Origin of the sequence: Bdellovibrio bacteriovorus (assembly GCF_001592755.1) — a bacterium.
Classification (GTDB): Bacteria; Bdellovibrionota; Bdellovibrionia; order Bdellovibrionales; family Bdellovibrionaceae; genus Bdellovibrio; species Bdellovibrio bacteriovorus_E.
On the sequence record NZ_LUKF01000001.1, the window covers coordinates 372,206 to 387,823 of the forward strand.

Below are 15,618 nucleotides of genomic sequence, written 5' to 3' on the forward strand. Positions count from 1 at the left end.
GATTTGATGGGATTAGGTATAAATGTCTGAAATTACTAAAAATAAGACATCAAAGCAGCGACTGTCAGAGCTCTTCTTTCTTGGGCACTACACCACTATTTTACAAATCTATAAAGACCACCCCTTAAGCCTCGCGGAAAAAGACATTCCGTTTCTGATCGGTGCACTTTCGTTTCTTGGTAAGACTTTAGAGGCCGAAGAAATTTTCAAAACACGGCAAGCGAGCTTTTCAGAAAAAGAACAGGCCGCCTCTTTGTTTTATTTAGGCGTGGGTGTTGCTCGTAAATCGAAATACAAAAAGGCGCGAAGATTCTTCCGCGAGAATCAAAAGCGTTTCGGCAAGCACGATCAGGCCGAGATTTCCTTTTACACTTATCAAGGCATTGCGTTTTATTTGTATTTCACGGGGCAATTCTTCCGCAGCGAAAAGTTTGCCACCAAAGCCTTACGACTTGCCGTGCGCGCAGAAAATCCGCACATCAAAGTTCTAGCACAAGATTTATTAGCGCACACTTTAGTGCAAACCGGTCGCGTTTATTCTGGTTTGGAGCTTTTGAAAGAGGCCCACGATATCGCTTTGAGACTTGGGAACGACGCCTTCGCCTCGGCCACACAAGTTTCCATTTTACTTTATGAAGCGACTTACGGCCATCGTCCCGAGTCCATAGTTCCCGATCTAGAAAAATGTCTTAACGACTTAAAACCTCAAGATAGTTATTCTAAATCCAATGTCGTCCTGGAATTAGCTCGCCAAAAAACTTTGCGAGGCCTTTGGAAAGACGCCGAAACTTTATTAAACTTGCAAGCTCCCGTTATTTTTTCGAGTGAAAACCGTCGCCAAGAGATTGTCTTAAACTTGCGCTGGGCAGAGCTGGCTTATCTTCGCGGTCAAACCGTTTTAGCCTGGCAATATTTGCGAGGAGCCAATCTTCGTTTAAATCAAGAGGCCGACAAAAATTTCGCGATTCAGATTCTAGGTCTGGAACACAAAATTCTGACAGAACAAAATAATCCTTCGGCACTGGAAAAGAAAAAACAGTTACTTGAGCTAAGTCGTTCTTTTTCCAGTAAAATAAATCGCAATATGCTTGCGCGCCGGCAGTGGATTCAAGAAAAAGATTTCTCTGAAGATGACCATATTCATACGCTTCTTTCGCAAATTGGTGATAACTCGGGCTTCGAGCTGATTCATAAATCAGGCTATTACTCGTGGTACTACAAGTGCCTTCCTTTGCAAAAAGGCGTGAACTACTTGGTTTTAGGGCTTGCTAAGAATCGGGCCGTGACGTTCTCTACAGATGGTATTGAAGTGGTAAAGCTTGCGGATTTTTCTGCGCGAATACTTGAAGTTTTAAAGCAAGGGCCGCTTGATAAAGCTATGCTCGTCGAAAAAGTCTGGGGTTATGAATATCATCCTTTGCGCCACGATAGTTTGGTTTATGCGGCCATGAGCACGCTTCGCCGAAACTTAGGAAGCAAACACACTTGGATTCAAACTTTGGATACAGGCTACCAATTAGAAAAGAACGTCAACATCCTGCAGCTCCGAGGCTCGATAGGTGAGTCTAAGAATTCAGGAAGCATGGTTTTAAAAAGCTCTTCTTTGCGTCCTGTTGATGCGGAATTAAACTACCGCCAGCTTCAGGCTTTGGATTATTTGCAAGAAAACAGGTTCCTAAGCACGCGTCAGTACAAGGATTTATTTAAAACTACAGAAATCACGGCCTGTCGCGACCTTGCCGCTTTAAATAAAAAAGGCCATGTGGTAAGAATCGGGTTCGGCAGAGCCACTCAATACACCTTGGCTCAGGGAGATCGAAAATGAAATCTTTCGTTCTTATAGTTTCCTTCTTTATATCGTCCATTTGTAGTGCGGCTTTGCCCAGCGCCGTTTATGAAATTCCGGGTGTTGAAGACCCCGATCTTGCTCACTATGAAATCGAATCACTGAAGATGGATATTGACGAAGACCGCATTCGCATCGACTACGTTCTGCCTTTGGATTTGACCGGCGCAAAAAACCGCATCCGCGCGGAAGGCGTGATTGGCTCTGACAGCAAGGCGAGCCTTCGTGGCCCACATAGTGATTTCGTCTGTGATTTACTCCAGGAAAAGTGCGAAGTTCGCTATAATGATTTAACTATTGATGAGTCTTTAGTGCGTGCCCGCTTAGAAGGAAAAAAACTTTCTCATGCACAGATTGAACAGAGATTGCAGGTCACTCGCCGCTTTTCAGGCGATCCTATCGGCATCATTCACTTGAAATAGGGCTGAAAACAAAAAACCCAAGGTCGAAACCTTGGGTTTTTTTGTTTTAATGCAGGTCGGTTAGAAAAAGTCCCCTGGCACCTTTTGGCCTAGGCAGAGCTTTTCTTTTTTGCTTCTTCTTCGGCTTGGATTTCTTCATCGGTTTTGTAAACCAACATTGGCTGTGCGCCATCGTTGATCACGTTATCGTCGATGACAACTTCCTTCACATTATTTTTAGAAGGAATGTCGTACATGATATCCAACATCGCTGTTTCAAGAACGCCGCGCAGACCGCGGGCTCCTGTTTTACGCTTCAACGCAAGTTGAGCGACAGCGCGAAGAGCTTTATCTGTAAACTTCAACTCCACACCTTCGAAGCTGAAAAGTCTTTGATACTGTTTTGTGATCGCATTTTTAGGGCGAACCAAAATATCCATCAAAGCTTCTTCGTCTAAAGGAGCCAGAACCGCGATCGCTGGAAGACGACCGATGAACTCTGGAATCAAACCGAATTTCGATAGGTCATCAGGCTCTACTTTCGCAAGTAGGTTTGAAGACTTCTCTACTTCTTCAGAAGTACGGATATCTGCGGCGATACCCATTGTTTTATTGGAAGTTCTGTTTTCGATGATCTTATCAAGACCCACGAAAGCTCCACCCACGATGAACAAGATATTTGTTGTATCCACTTGGATGAACTCTTGTTGAGGATGCTTACGACCGCCTTTTGGAGGCAAGTTCGCCACAGTTCCCTCTAAGATTTTTAGAAGGGCTTGTTGCACACCCTCACCACTCACGTCACGCGTGATGGATGGGTTTTCAGACTTACGAGAAATCTTATCGATCTCGTCCACATAGATAACGCCACGTTGAGCTTTTTCTACGTCATAGTCAGAAGCTTGAAGTAAGTTAAGGACCACGTTTTCAACGTCTTCACCGACGTAACCCGCTTCAGTCAATGTTGTTGCATCCGCCATTGCGAATGGAACATTCAAGATCTTAGCGATAGTTTGCGCCAACAATGTCTTCCCCGAACCTGTCGGGCCGATAAGAAGGATGTTGGATTTTTGCATTTCCACGTCTGTGGTTTTTTTACCGTTCGACATCGCGTTGACACGTTTGTAGTGGTTGTGAACCGCTACGGCCAATGTCTTTTTCGCTTGAACTTGCCCGATCACGTAGTCATCAAGGTAAGTTTTGATGTCAGAAGGTTTCGGAACTTTGAAAGTTCCTTTGACCGCGGTCTCGCGCTCTTTTTCCTCGTCAATGATGTCATTGCAAAGGTCAATACACTCATCACAAATGTAAACGCCAGGGCCGGCAATCAGCTTTTTAACTTCTTTTTGGCCTTTGCCGCAGAAGCTGCATCTCAATGCGCCGTTCGTGTCTTTCGTGGTCATCTGCTCTTATCCTTTTTTCACTTTACGAGATTCAACGACATGATCAATCAAGCCGAATTCTTTCGCTTGGTAAGGGTCCATAAAGTTATCCCTTTCCATTTGCTCTCTCAAGAATTCATAGCCTTTGCCCGTGTGCGTTTCATAAATACGAGTGAGCTTCTCTTTAGTTTTGATCAGCTCGCGCGCATGAATTTCAATATCCGTCACTTGTCCTGACAACCCGCCTCCAGCAAGAAGAGGTTGATGGATCATGATACGAGTGTTCGGAAGGCTGTAACGCATTCCCTTCGTACCTGCCGTTAGCAATAGCGAGCCCATACTTGCCGCCATGCCCATGCAATATGTCGCCACATCACACTTTACGAATTGCATGATATCGTAGATAGCCAAACCCGCTGACACGCTTCCACCCGGAGAGTTGATGTAAAGATGGATAGGCTTTTCTGGGTTATCAACCTCAAGAAACAGGAACTGCGCAATGATTGCGTTAGCGATTTCGTCCGTCACTTGGGTGCCGAGAATCACGATACGGTCTTTCAATAAACGGGAGTAAATATCGTAAGATCTTTCACCCTTTGATGTCTGCTCTATGACGTATGGAATGAGTGCCACTCTGCTGTCTCCTGTGGTTGTGATTGAGGTGTCATACTGTGCTACCTATCGGAATACTTAGACAAGACTTTATCAAAAAGCCTTTGACCCGTAAAACTGCTGTGCTACATCTAGTTGATCAGCATAAAACCGAATCATTTTAAGGGGTTCATATGGCTTTCAACTTGTTAAATAAAGACATCGAGACTTTGACTTGCCCGGCTTTGGTCGTGTTTTCAAAGGCGTCTTCTCAAAAAGATAAACCACCCAAGGTGACTCATTCTGAGCTTCACAAAAAATTGGCCGCATCTTTGGAAGATAAAGCAATCACAGGCAAACACCAAGAGGTGGTTCTTTTCCGTGAAATGAACTACAAAGGTTTCCGTCACGTGGTTGTTGTAGGTCTAGGAAAAGACAACCAACAAACTCACGAAAATGTTCGTCAAGCTATGGCGGCCGCTTATGAATCCATTAAAGCTTTGGGCGTTAAAGAAGCTGCGATCCACTTTGATGGCGTAGCTACTGGCAAAAAAGACGCCGCTGATTTTGCGAAGGCAACAGCTGAAGGCTTGATGCTGACTTCTTATGTTTTCAACGAGTTGATGTCTGGAAAAAAAGAAGAAAAAGAAATCGATGTTCACGTAGTTACTAAAGTGAACGATAAAGCTATGAAAGCCGCTTTTGCTGAAGGTATCATCCTTGGCTCTTGCGTAAACTTCTCTCGTCGCTTGGGTGACATGCCAGGCAACTTGATGACTCCAGCGATCTTGGCTGACACGACGGTAGAAGCAGCTAAAGGCACAGGCGTTAAAGTCACTGTTTGGGACAAAGCTCGTATTAAAAAAGAAAGAATGGGCGGTCTTCTTGGCGTTTCTAACGGATCTGCACAAGAGCCTCGTTTCATCATCATGGAATACCGTGGCGCTGCCGCTTCTAAAAAGCCAGTGTGCTTCGTAGGTAAAGGTCTGACATTCGATTGCGGTGGTATCTCTATTAAGCCATCTGCGGGAATGGAAGAAATGAAATTCGATATGTGCGGTGGCGCAAACGTCATCGGAACAATGCTTGCGATCGCTAAATTGAAACTAAAAATCAACGCGGTCGGTTTGGTTGCTTCTACAGAGAACCTTGTAGGTCCTGCAGCGACAAAACCAGGCGATGTTCACACGGCTCGCAACGGTAAAACTTTCGAGGTGAATAACACAGACGCTGAAGGTCGTTTGATCCTTGCAGATGCTCTTTCTTACGCGACTGAACTTGAGCCACAAGTGATCGTGGATGCTGCGACTTTGACAGGCGCAATGGTTGTTGCTTTGGGTAACACACACACGGGTTACTTCACTCGCAATGGTGGATTGAAAGGCAAAATTGAAAAAGCCGCAGTTCAATCTGGTGAGTGGGTTTGGAACATGCCTTTGACGGACTTCCACGTGAAAGACATGAAGGGCACTTACGCGGATCTTTCAAACATCTCTGCAGGTAAAGGCGCAGGTTCTGCAACAGCCGCGGCGTTCCTTGAGCAGTTCGTGGGTGAAGGCATTCCTTGGGCTCACTTTGATATCGCCGGCACGGGCTGGGCGGTGGGTAACCGTCTTCCATACTGCCCTAAAAAAGGGGCGTCTGGTGTGATGGTTCGTACTTTCGTTGAAATCGCGAAAGCACACATCTAAGAATTCGTATTTCACAAAAAGAAAAACCCCTCTTGAGATTTCAAAAGGGGTTTTTTATTTTTCAAAACTATTTAAAACTACCAGGCAAACACCATCGGATGACCTAGGTATTTTGCCACTTCATCACTTTCGATCACCAAAGCCTCTGAATCTCTTTCATTCACAAGCTTCACCGATTTTAAAAGCCACGTGCGAGGCCACTCTTCTGGAAGATTTGTAAAGCGCACTGTGATCATCGAGCCTTCATTGAATTGAAACTCTCCATCACCGGGACGTTCGCCGATGATTTTTGCCACCGGCACATTCAACGGATTGATCTTAGACATGTCTGGTGAAAACTCGCAGCGACCTTCGACTTCCATCAAAGGCTTATCACCAGCAACAGAAACACCTTCTGCTTCAAAGCTGATCGAGACTTTTCCGAACTCCTGACACGCCAATCTTTTTTCGCCGCTGTCATTTAAGAAAACGAAATGACCTAAACCAATGCCAGCACCATTTTGCGTTTTACGAAATTCAAGCCCCGTCAACAAACGTTGCTTAACGGCCTCTTGAAGTTTGTCGCCACGAAGGTGTGAAAAGTCGAAATTATTTCTGATAGCTGCGGGATCTCTGTGAATTTGTGATTCATCTGTATGGAACTGCATATGTCCGTAACCAAATGCGAAGCAAAGAACGAACAATGCAAAAACACCGTAAAACTTTCTCATAATTTTGCTATCCCTCTTCCTTGTAGGATAACATGCGAACCCTTGAGGTCCTCTGAATTTTTCCTCTCTGGTCTATGGTCCTGCATGTCCCCAACACCGTAAAAACAGTGAAAAATTTTCTTTCGTCTCGGTTTGAGAGGGTGAAAAAATCTTAAAACACGGTAATTACCAACGCGATAAAGCCTCTCTTTTCGTCAGCTTATTTCACCTTTGACTGACTATAAGCTGTTGGTATTTAACCTTGGCCATGAACAAAACCTCAGAATTTTTATTGAACGAATACCAACGCCGAAGATCCAGTTCGCCGGAGCTAACCAATGCTCAATTCGCAAGAATCCTGGGCATCCCTTCCAGCCGTTTGAGTGACTATATCAACGGCCGCCGAATCATGACTCAAGCTGTGGGCCGCCAAGTGATCAAAGGTCTGGGCATGGCCGACACCGATTTTGAGCATCTTAAAAATCTGATCGAATTTGATAAGCGAAAAGTTAAGACGCTTCTTCCTGAAGGACAATTGAAAGAAGACGAGTTCGGTGTGATCTGCGATTGGTATCACTTCGCTATTCTTGCCTTGGTTCCAATTAAAACATTCCAACCCAATGCAAATTGGATCGCTGATCGCTTGAACATTCCTTTGGAAGTTGCCAGCGCGGCGATTGATCGCTTGTGCCGTCTGGGTCTTTTGATTGTCGAAGATGGAAAATTCACAGTCACAAAAAAACAGCTAGAGACAACACACAATATTCCTTCTGAATCTTTGCGTCGTTCTCACAAACAATCTATCACGCAAGTTTTAGATAACATGGACCGTATTCCTTTGGATCTGCGTGATGTGACTTCTATCACCTTCCCCATGAATCGTAAAAAAATCCCGGAAGCAAAAAGATTGATTCGCAACTTCCGTCGTAAGATGGCGACCTTGATGACTCAAGGGCCGAAGACCGATGTCTACAACTTGAATGTTCAACTATTCCCAGTCACGAAGGTGGGCAAATGAGACTCTTAAAACTTCTAACACTTTCTTTGCTTTTCTCGTCGTCTGCGTGGGCGAACAATTGGTATGACCGTGGAAACGCGGGCTTTGCGCTTTTCTGTAGTGATCGTGCTCCACAAGTTTTAGATCTTTACGAAGCTCAACAGCGTGATGGTTATACAATTGCTTTCTCGAATCAATTTGGTGTTATTGAAAAAGTTTATGACTTGATCTCTCGCTTTGATAAGTTAGATCCAAAGCGCGCCAATGTTTACCGTGCATGGGCTCAGGAATTCTTTGCTGAATCCACGGCTTTAAGTCCTTCGACTGAAATCGTGCAGACGCCAGACTTGGGTTATGTGTCGCTGCCTCAAACTTGTCGCTTGGAACAAGTGGTATTCCAAAGAAATCCATCAGTACTTAACAAGTATCGCTACATCATCAACACGAGCCTTTGGAATAAACTCGACACCGATCAACTTGCGGCTTTAGTGCTTCACGAGATTGTTTATCGTGAGTTCATGAATTCCCGCACGAATGAAATGACATCGGAAAGAATTCGCATGTTTAACGGACTTGTTCATGCCAACAAGTTTGCGACTTTAACTATTCCAGAATACGTGGCGATTCTTCAAGAGCTTCACTTTACGACTTATAGCTATAACGGCGTACTTTTGTCTTTGGGTTCCGCAAATTCTGCAGGAGCTTGGACTACCAACTCGGTAAGCTTCAATACTGAAGCGCTTTTAGAAAAAGCGACACTCGCCGGAGAGCAGGCATTTGAGTTGAACGGTGTAAAATTCGTGTGCTTCCAAGCAGACATGGATTTGGGCACGGCGACTTTCCAAGCTTCTGGTAAATTGAAAGCTCTTCGTGTGTCTGCAGATTTTGCGGCACAGACGGCTTGTGCTCTTCCGTTTATGGAGTATAGCTCTGTTCATGGAAGCTTTACCGTTTCTGGAACAGATTGGACATTCCATGACAATGGATTACCATGGGTCGTAAAAGGGGGCTTAAGCCTTTCCTCCCAAGTACAAATCAACTATGCAGGCGTGACGTATGCATCCTTCTGGAATCCATTCATGCAAAAATCAGTAGAAAGCTATTTCGAGTTTGATACAGATTTGAATTTGCGAGCGCTGGGTCTTGGTGGCGCCGCTTGCAGAAATCCTTTGAATAACACCGTACAATTTAATCCTAAACCGTACGGCACAGATACGATCGTAAGCTTAACAGCTGCGGGCCAATTGGAAATTGAACCGCCTGTCTGTTTCTAGCTTTTACTTTTTATCGCACATACTTGAGGGCTGATATCCTTTGAAAACGGCATTCAGCTCTTGAGCCTCGTGAGCAATCGCTAACAATCCCAACTTCGCTGTCCAACCATAGACGTTTTCTTGCGGGCATCCCGGTGTGTTGATCGCTAAATCCGAAACGCACAGACGTTTGTAAACCGCCCCTGGGCTGTTTAAACTATCCGTAGAGCTTTTTTCAGCATGGGTTCTTAAGAAACCACCGGCAAGCTCACTGCCAATCATGTAAATCACTGGTTCGGCACTCGCACCGTCTGCTTGGACCACAGAAGGAATACCCTCTTGAATGATCACTTCTTCAACGTCGCGACCACCTTTAGCGGCTTTCATTTTCTTACGAGATTTATAAGACCATTCTTTAACTTCCGCACCAGAACCTACGCGGATAACCGCCAAGCCATAAGTACCCGCGTTGTTTTTAACGAACACGAAAGGCTCTTGGTTGATGCCGCGCTTTTGATATTCCGCTTTTAAGTGGGCCAACATCGCATCCACTCTGGCGGCAAGTTCTTCACGGCTTTTTTCATCGCCGATATCGAAGTGCTCGAAAAGTTCCGTTTCTACACGAAGCAAGAATGGATCAATCTTTGTGATCGCCGCGAATTCATTCACGAGTTCGTTGTAGTATTTGAAATACGTGCTTTTCTTACGCTGATACCAGCCAAGTTCTCTGGGCGGGTTCATGGGGAAATCGGTGACGGTTTGGGCCCATTCTTCATAAGCTTCAGAAAAGTCATTATTGCTGATAATAAGATCGGGTTTAAAAGTCTTAAGAAGCTCTCCCTCTTTTAACGCGGAATGCACGACCACTTCGTTACCCGCTGAGCTTGTCAGCTTCAATGGTTCTGGCAAATCACGAGGGATCGCAACCTTCACCGTGCGTTCGCTGGCCTCAATCAAGTTACGAATGGTATGTACGTTTTCCCAATAGAACGCATTATTCGTATGCTCTTCCGTCACTAACATGATGTTCTTCACGCCAGCTCCGTAGTGCTTCACGATATATTTATTCATCAAAGCGATCGACGTCTCTTTATCCGTGGGGCAGATATTGTTAAAGCCCGCGGGAAAAATATTCGCATCGACATTAGATATTTTATAGCCAGAGTCACGAATGTCGTAGCTTGAATAAATGGGATATGAAAGATTCGCGGTCTTTGAAGAAAACCAAGCGCAGATTTCATTCATGTTGGCGAGAGTTTGTTTGTGTAGCGTGAGTTTCGCCATGGATTTTCTCCTTCGATCTTTTCCTACAGATTAGGATCTTCTTCAGGAACAACTTTGGGAGGAAGAGGTATAGGCGACTTCTGTTCCTCTGGCAAGAGAGAGTCGGGTTTGACTCGCCCTGCTCGTTTGATGCTGTTCAGTCGTTGTGATTCTTCAGTGAGCGACATGGTTTCGCCACTGCCATATAAAACATTATCTAATTTCTTTCTAACTTCAGCTAGATAGCTAAAAAAGTTTTTTTCGTACGTTGTTTCTTTTTGACCCAGAATCGGCTTATAGAGCTCTGCTTGATCCATCAAGTCTAAAAGATCTCCGCCCAGGCGACTTTGTACGTCACGATTTTGTGAGGACTCTACCAATGTGAACAAATTGCGATAGACGTTCTGTAGTTCTTCTTGCGCACGCTGCGACCAGGTCTCATCGTTTTGCTTCATGGCCTTAAATAGATAAACTTGAATCCATCTTTGCCCTTGCGCGAACTCCGAAAAATTTTCTTCGGATATCTGATTCGTCGAGACAAGTCCCATTTGGAAGTAAGTTTTGGCTAACCAGCCCGGTTGAAGCTGAGGCCGCTGCTCTTGAAGAACTTTGGCAATACCTTTATCCGCCTGGCTAAGATAATCCACGGTCTCTTGTTCGCGGCCTTGACGGCCATAGATCGCCGCTAAACGCGCCGGGATTTCGGCTTCAGCAACTTCTAAAGGCAAATGTTCACTTAACTTTCTTGCATCCAATAGAGCGGCAATGGTTTTTTCGTCATCGCCTAAAGCTTCATAAGTGAAAGACATTTTATAAAGTGCCAAAGCCGCGATTTCCGGCTGCCCCTGAATAGTGCGCAAATAAACATCGCGATAAAGAGACGCCGCTTGTTGATACTCTTCCATGCCATCAAGTGCTTCCGCTTCGCCTAGGCGCGCGGCTTGATAAAAGGAAGATTGTTGGTGGCGACCATAAAAATCTTTAAAAAGAATTTGCGCTTCTTTAAAGCGGCCTTTTTCTAGAACTCTTTCGGCATTTTTAAGTTCAGCTTCTTCAGCCGCCCTTTTGGCAAGGATGACGGCTTGTTCGTCTTCAGTTGCAGAACGCTTTCCTAAAATAGTCGCGCATCCTGCAAGCATGAATGGTAAAAGGATCAAATATTTTTTCATGCTCGCTTTTCCCCTTCGACAATCAACGCACTTAATTCTTCAAGCCCTTTTAAGTCAGAAATATCTTTCACTAAATCGGGAATACGAAAGACACGCGCATCTTTTTTGATGCTCGATTCAAACTTTGAATAAAGAACTTCCTTTTGATTGTAGTAGCTTCGCATTTGCGAGTACAAGCGAAGGAGTTCTTCATGCCCGTTTTGATCTTTCTGTGCCGAACGGAGGTCTAGCCAATACGGAAAAACGCGGTTCAAAACCACAGTTGTCAGATGATAGCCGCCTTTTTTAATCTCTTTAGAAAAATACTCTGCTTCTTTTAACTTTGCTTGATCAAACGCCGTCACCAGACAGAAATGGGTTGTCGGCGACACCAGCATGCGGTGCACATCCACCGTTCTTTTTAAAAGCTGACTTTGCCATTGTTCGATGTTCAGAAAGAAATCACCTAATTCACGAATAAAGTTGGAACCCGTCAGAGTTTCTAAAATTTTTAGAACTTGGCGCGTGCCCGTCTGCAAAAGCTGGCCGAAGAATCCTGATTTTTTTCCTTCAGGATCGCGAAACCATTTAGCCACACCTTCGTTAAATAAAGCCGAAAGTTTTTGAGGTGCCTGCAGGAAATCAATCGCGTGTTTTGTCGGAGGCGTATCCAGAATGATCAAATCAAACCGCTTGGATTCATAGACGGAATAGAGTTTTTCTAAAGCCGTGAACTCTTGCGAACCGCTAAGATTCGTTGATAGCTGCTGATAAAGACGGTTTTGATAAATTTTTTGAACCGCTTCACTTTTCTTTGCTGCTCGAGCCACGAAATCATCGAAAGTTTTTTTATGATCAATGACCGAAGCGTAAATTTCGCCTTTGAAATTTTGGTTGGGAACTTTCGTGATGTCTTTTGTTCCTTCAATTCCCAGTGTCTGCGCTAAACGTTTTGCGGGATCGATGGTCAGAACTAAAACTTTTTTTCCTTCTTTCGCAGCGATCACCGCCAAAGAGGCCGCGACGGTTGTTTTACCAACTCCACCGCTACCGACACAGATAAGAACTTGCGTGTTTTTAAAAATTTCAAGACTCATAAGCTGTCCCCCACTTTTTCTGTGAGGGTCCACGCGTCGGTTTCAAAGAATAAAGGAATCGCCTTCATCGAAGTGGCTTTTTCTTGAGCTTTGTCCCACATTTCTTTTTGATGAGTGATCTGATGCTCCAGATACTCTGCGAATTTTCCTAAATCGGAATTTTCATTCTGAGTGGATTTCAGCTCCGCTTCAGAAATGGATGTTTGCACCATCTTGTTCACGACCAGATTCGCTTCAATCGAAAACTCGGCTTTCAATCTTTGCAGAAGTTCCGTCGCCTCTTTCACTGGAAGCTCTTCGGGCAAAGTGACAATGTGGTATTTAGAAAGATCCTGGTTTCGCAGACACGCGTCGATGCTGCGGCTTTGTTCTCCCATCGGACCAAATTGCACTGCTTGCGCCATGCCTTTCGGAGCTTCCAGAAGAGCAATGAAGTGTCCCGTCGCAAAAGCATCCACAACCAGAACATCAAACGGCAAGGCAGGCCCATGCTGTCGAGGTCCACTTGTTACTTTTCCTAAAATCGCAAGCTCGGGAAGTCCCGGGGCTACATTGATGAATGCGCGCATGACCGCATTTTCGAAGAAAAGTTTCGCCAGGCTGTCCACCTTAATCAGATGGCGTGCGTATTCCTGCAAACAGGCTTCCCCCGTCCACAAAGCGATGGATAGATTCTTTCTGATTTCAGTAGGCTTAAAGCCAATGTCCGGAAGGTCGAAAAAGTCCTTATAGAAACTTTGATCCCCTAGTTCGACTAAAAGGACCTTTTTCCCCTCTCGACTTTTCTTGAGAGCCAGGGCCGCCGCTATAACGGACTTTCCCACGCCCCCTTTTCCGGTCACAAAGTGAATCTCTTGCTTCATACGTTCTAAGAGTGTCGCTGACCTCCGAAATATAGGCATTACGCGGTGCGATAGCGTTGCCTTCAGTCAGGGACTCTTCTAATATCCATCGGTTTTTATATTAGGAGAAAAAGACATGAAATCGAATGTAGAAAAAGTCTCTAATCTTTCCCGCAAATTGAGCATCGAAGTTCCAGCGGCTGCCGTTGAATCAGCTTTCAATAAAATCTACTCTGGCATCCAAAGAGACGTAACAATCAAAGGGTTCCGCAAAGGTAAAGCACCTTTGGCAACAATCAAAAGCATTTATGGTGACCGCGTAAAACAAGACGTTGTCCAAGAACTTGTTCAAAAACACTACGCGATGGCTTTGAGCGAACACAAACTTGAGCCTATCAGCTATCCAGAATTTGAATTCGCAGATCCAACAGAGAATAAAGATTTTTCTTTCTCTGCAAACTTTGACGTACGCCCTGATATCAACTTGAAGAAGTACGAAGGTTTGGAAGTTGAAAAAGAAAAGTTCGAACTTGATAACGCTAAAGTAGACCAAGTTTTGGAAAACATCCGTTCTTCACGTGCTACTTTTGAAACAGTGACTGAAGGTCGCGCCGTTAAAATGGGTGACATCGCGGTTATCGATTTCGAAGGCTTCATGGGTGGCGCGCCACTTGAAAACGGTTCTGGTAAAAATCACCATCTTGAATTGGGCGCAAAACAATTCATCGAAGGTTTTGAAGAAGGCATCGTAGGGATGAAAGCAGGAGAGACTAAAACTCTTTCTTTGAAATTCCCAGATCCATACCACTCTGCAGACCTTGCAGGAAAACCAGTTGAGTTCAAAGTCACTTTGAATGAAATCAAAGCAAAAGTATTGCCTGAGTTGAACGATGAGTTCATTAAAACTTTGGGCGGCCCAAGCGATCTAGAAGCTTTGAAAAAAACAATCAAGGAAGATCTTGAACAAACAGAGCAAAAACGTATCGACGACGCTTTCAAAAACCGTTTGTTGAAAGTTTTGGTTAAAGAAAACCCAGTTGAAGTTCCTCCATCTTTGTTGAAAGAACAAAAAGCTTCATTGGTTGAAGACTTCAAAAAACGCATGACTGAACAAGGCATGGGACCTAACGACTTCGCGTCTTACGTTGATAAATGGGACAGCGATTTCGAAAAAACTGCGGCGGAAATGATTCAATCTTCTTTCCTAGTTGATGCTATTGCGAAGAAACATGATTTGTTCGCGAAAAAAGAAGATCTAGATGCGAAATTCCAAGAATACGCTCAACAAACGAACATTGAAGAAGCACGCATCCGTGAATTCTACGGTCGTCCAGAGCAAGCAAGCCGTTTGACTTACATGATCACAGAAGAAAAAGTGATCGATTTCTTGAAAAAATCAGTAAAGGTTAAAGAAGTGCCTGCTGGTTCTTTGAAAGAAGAAGGCAACTAAGCTTATCTCTCAATTCTGAGAATAAAAAAGGCTCCCCAGGGGAGCCTTTTTTATTTTCCAACCAAGACTTTTAAGAAGGCTTCGGCTTGCCGAGACAGCTGATGCGCGCCCTTGTGAACGACAAACATCTTATAGCGGATTTTTTTTCCCAAATCCTCAAGTTGAGGAACCACTTTGATCTTCGTGTGGTAATCCAAAATGAACTCAGGAACAAAACCCACACCTAAACCCATCTGCGCCATCGAAACAATAGCCTCCCAGCTTTCGACCTCAACGGCGATAGCAGGCTCACTATGAAATTTCCTTTTATAGACCTGACGTAGCTCTTCAACCCCCGGACTTTCGCGCGTCACAAGGAATTCAGGCTTTTTAATCGAAGCTTTAACTTCGCTACTAGTGATGCAGGTGAAACTTCCTTCTTTTAAAAGCTTTCTTTCAAGTCCCGCGAAATGACCATCATCAATGACGATGCCCAACTCAGCGCGACCGCTTTTTACCTCACTAACGATAAAGGCTACATCCCCGACGCTGACATGAAGTTGAAGCTTGGGATATGGCGCTTTTAAGTCTTTAACGATGGATGGTAGAAGAAACTGGGCCACTGTGGAAGAAGTTGAAAGAAGCACTTTACCCGCAACTTCATTATTTAGGCTTTGAATTTGATCTTTTAAAAAATCGATCTGTTTAAAAAGGCCTTCTGAATTTTCTACAAGGTAATCGCCTTCTTTGGTGAGCTTAAAAGAGTTGCGGTTGTGAATCAAAAGCTCGCACCCTAAAGCTTCTTCAAGCTTGCGGATTGCCTGGCTAATTGCGGATTGGCTGACATTGTGAGCCTTTGCCGAGGCTCCTAAGCCGCCGGCTTTAGCCGCGGAAATAAAGTATCTAAGATGGTTTAAATTCAACTCCATAGATTAAGTATTACTTAATATTATATTGAATTTAATGAATTTTACTTATTAGGCTAGTCG

General features: G+C 44.4%; 14 protein-coding genes. 6 read left to right on the forward strand and 8 right to left on the reverse strand.

From position 1 onward, the window contains the following. The first annotated feature begins 22 nt into the window (after positions 1 to 22). Together AZI85_RS01890 and AZI85_RS01895 are read left to right on the forward strand one after the other, a co-directional pair. Positions 23 to 1,825: a DeoR family transcriptional regulator gene (locus AZI85_RS01890; protein WP_063242475.1), complete on the forward strand. Its 1,803-nt coding sequence runs from the start codon at positions 23 to 25 to the stop codon at positions 1,823 to 1,825. Then, complete coding sequence (locus AZI85_RS01895; protein ID WP_063242476.1) at positions 1,822 to 2,268, forward strand: hypothetical protein; 447 nt, start codon at positions 1,822 to 1,824, stop codon at positions 2,266 to 2,268. Before AZI85_RS01890 ends, AZI85_RS01895 begins: the two co-directional genes overlap by 4 nt. Before the next feature lie 89 nt (positions 2,269 to 2,357). Here AZI85_RS01895 and clpX read toward each other — a convergent pair whose 3' ends face one another. Together clpX and AZI85_RS01905 are read right to left on the reverse strand one after the other, a co-directional pair. Beyond that, positions 2,358 to 3,650, reverse strand: coding sequence for an ATP-dependent Clp protease ATP-binding subunit ClpX (gene clpX, locus AZI85_RS01900; protein ID WP_063205506.1), 1,293 nt, complete (start codon positions 3,648 to 3,650; stop codon positions 2,358 to 2,360). A gap of 6 nt (positions 3,651 to 3,656) precedes the next feature. After that, a complete protein-coding gene (locus tag AZI85_RS01905; RefSeq protein ID WP_063205507.1) occupies positions 3,657 to 4,262 on the reverse strand; it encodes an ATP-dependent Clp protease proteolytic subunit in 606 nt (201 codons plus the stop codon). Positions 4,263 to 4,414: 152 nt separating this feature from the next. On the opposite strand from AZI85_RS01905, the gene AZI85_RS01910 reads away from it, so the two are divergent. Further along, positions 4,415 to 5,911 (forward strand): leucyl aminopeptidase, encoded by a 1,497-nt coding sequence (locus AZI85_RS01910; RefSeq protein WP_063242477.1) that lies wholly within the window; start codon positions 4,415 to 4,417, stop codon positions 5,909 to 5,911. 77 nt (positions 5,912 to 5,988) lie between these two features. Here AZI85_RS01910 and AZI85_RS01915 read toward each other — a convergent pair whose 3' ends face one another. Further along, positions 5,989 to 6,621 carry a hypothetical protein gene (locus AZI85_RS01915; RefSeq protein WP_063205509.1) on the reverse strand — a complete coding sequence of 211 codons (633 nt, stop codon included), beginning with the start codon at positions 6,619 to 6,621 and terminating at the stop codon, positions 5,989 to 5,991. Between the two features lie 247 nt (positions 6,622 to 6,868). Between AZI85_RS01915 and AZI85_RS01920 the strand changes: the two genes are divergently transcribed. Both AZI85_RS01920 and AZI85_RS01925 read left to right on the forward strand, forming a co-directional pair. Beyond that, complete coding sequence (locus AZI85_RS01920; RefSeq protein ID WP_063242478.1) at positions 6,869 to 7,618, forward strand: TIGR02147 family protein; 750 nt, start codon at positions 6,869 to 6,871, stop codon at positions 7,616 to 7,618. Then, complete coding sequence (locus AZI85_RS01925; protein WP_063242479.1) at positions 7,615 to 8,871, forward strand: hypothetical protein; 1,257 nt, start codon at positions 7,615 to 7,617, stop codon at positions 8,869 to 8,871. The genes AZI85_RS01920 and AZI85_RS01925 overlap by 4 nt, the downstream gene beginning before the upstream one ends. Positions 8,872 to 8,874: 3 nt before the next feature. Here the strand turns inward: AZI85_RS01925 and gshA are convergent, their stop codons facing one another. From gshA to AZI85_RS01945, 4 genes are read right to left on the reverse strand one after another with little or no spacing between them, the layout of a single operon-like run. Beyond that, positions 8,875 to 10,134: a glutamate--cysteine ligase gene (gene gshA, locus AZI85_RS01930; protein ID WP_063242480.1), complete on the reverse strand. Its 1,260-nt coding sequence runs from the start codon at positions 10,132 to 10,134 to the stop codon at positions 8,875 to 8,877. A 23-nt stretch (positions 10,135 to 10,157) separates the two neighbouring features. Further along, positions 10,158 to 11,282 carry a tetratricopeptide repeat protein gene (locus tag AZI85_RS01935; RefSeq protein ID WP_063242481.1) on the reverse strand — a complete coding sequence of 375 codons (1,125 nt, stop codon included), beginning with the start codon at positions 11,280 to 11,282 and terminating at the stop codon, positions 10,158 to 10,160. Continuing rightward, positions 11,279 to 12,358 (reverse strand): ArsA family ATPase, encoded by a 1,080-nt coding sequence (locus tag AZI85_RS01940; RefSeq protein ID WP_063242482.1) that lies wholly within the window; start codon positions 12,356 to 12,358, stop codon positions 11,279 to 11,281. The genes AZI85_RS01935 and AZI85_RS01940 overlap by 4 nt, the downstream gene beginning before the upstream one ends. Next, a complete protein-coding gene (locus tag AZI85_RS01945; RefSeq protein WP_063242483.1) occupies positions 12,355 to 13,221 on the reverse strand; it encodes an ArsA family ATPase in 867 nt (288 codons plus the stop codon). Before AZI85_RS01945 ends, AZI85_RS01940 begins: the two co-directional genes overlap by 4 nt. A gap of 115 nt (positions 13,222 to 13,336) precedes the next feature. On the opposite strand from AZI85_RS01945, the gene tig reads away from it, so the two are divergent. Then, on the forward strand, positions 13,337 to 14,650 hold the full coding sequence (tig, locus tag AZI85_RS01950; protein ID WP_063242484.1) for a trigger factor: 1,314 nt from the start codon (positions 13,337 to 13,339) through the stop codon (positions 14,648 to 14,650). 50 nt (positions 14,651 to 14,700) lie between these two features. On the opposite strand, the gene AZI85_RS01955 is transcribed toward tig, so the two are convergent. Beyond that, positions 14,701 to 15,558: a LysR family transcriptional regulator gene (locus AZI85_RS01955; protein WP_063242485.1), complete on the reverse strand. Its 858-nt coding sequence runs from the start codon at positions 15,556 to 15,558 to the stop codon at positions 14,701 to 14,703. Between the last annotated feature and the right edge of the window lie 60 nt (positions 15,559 to 15,618).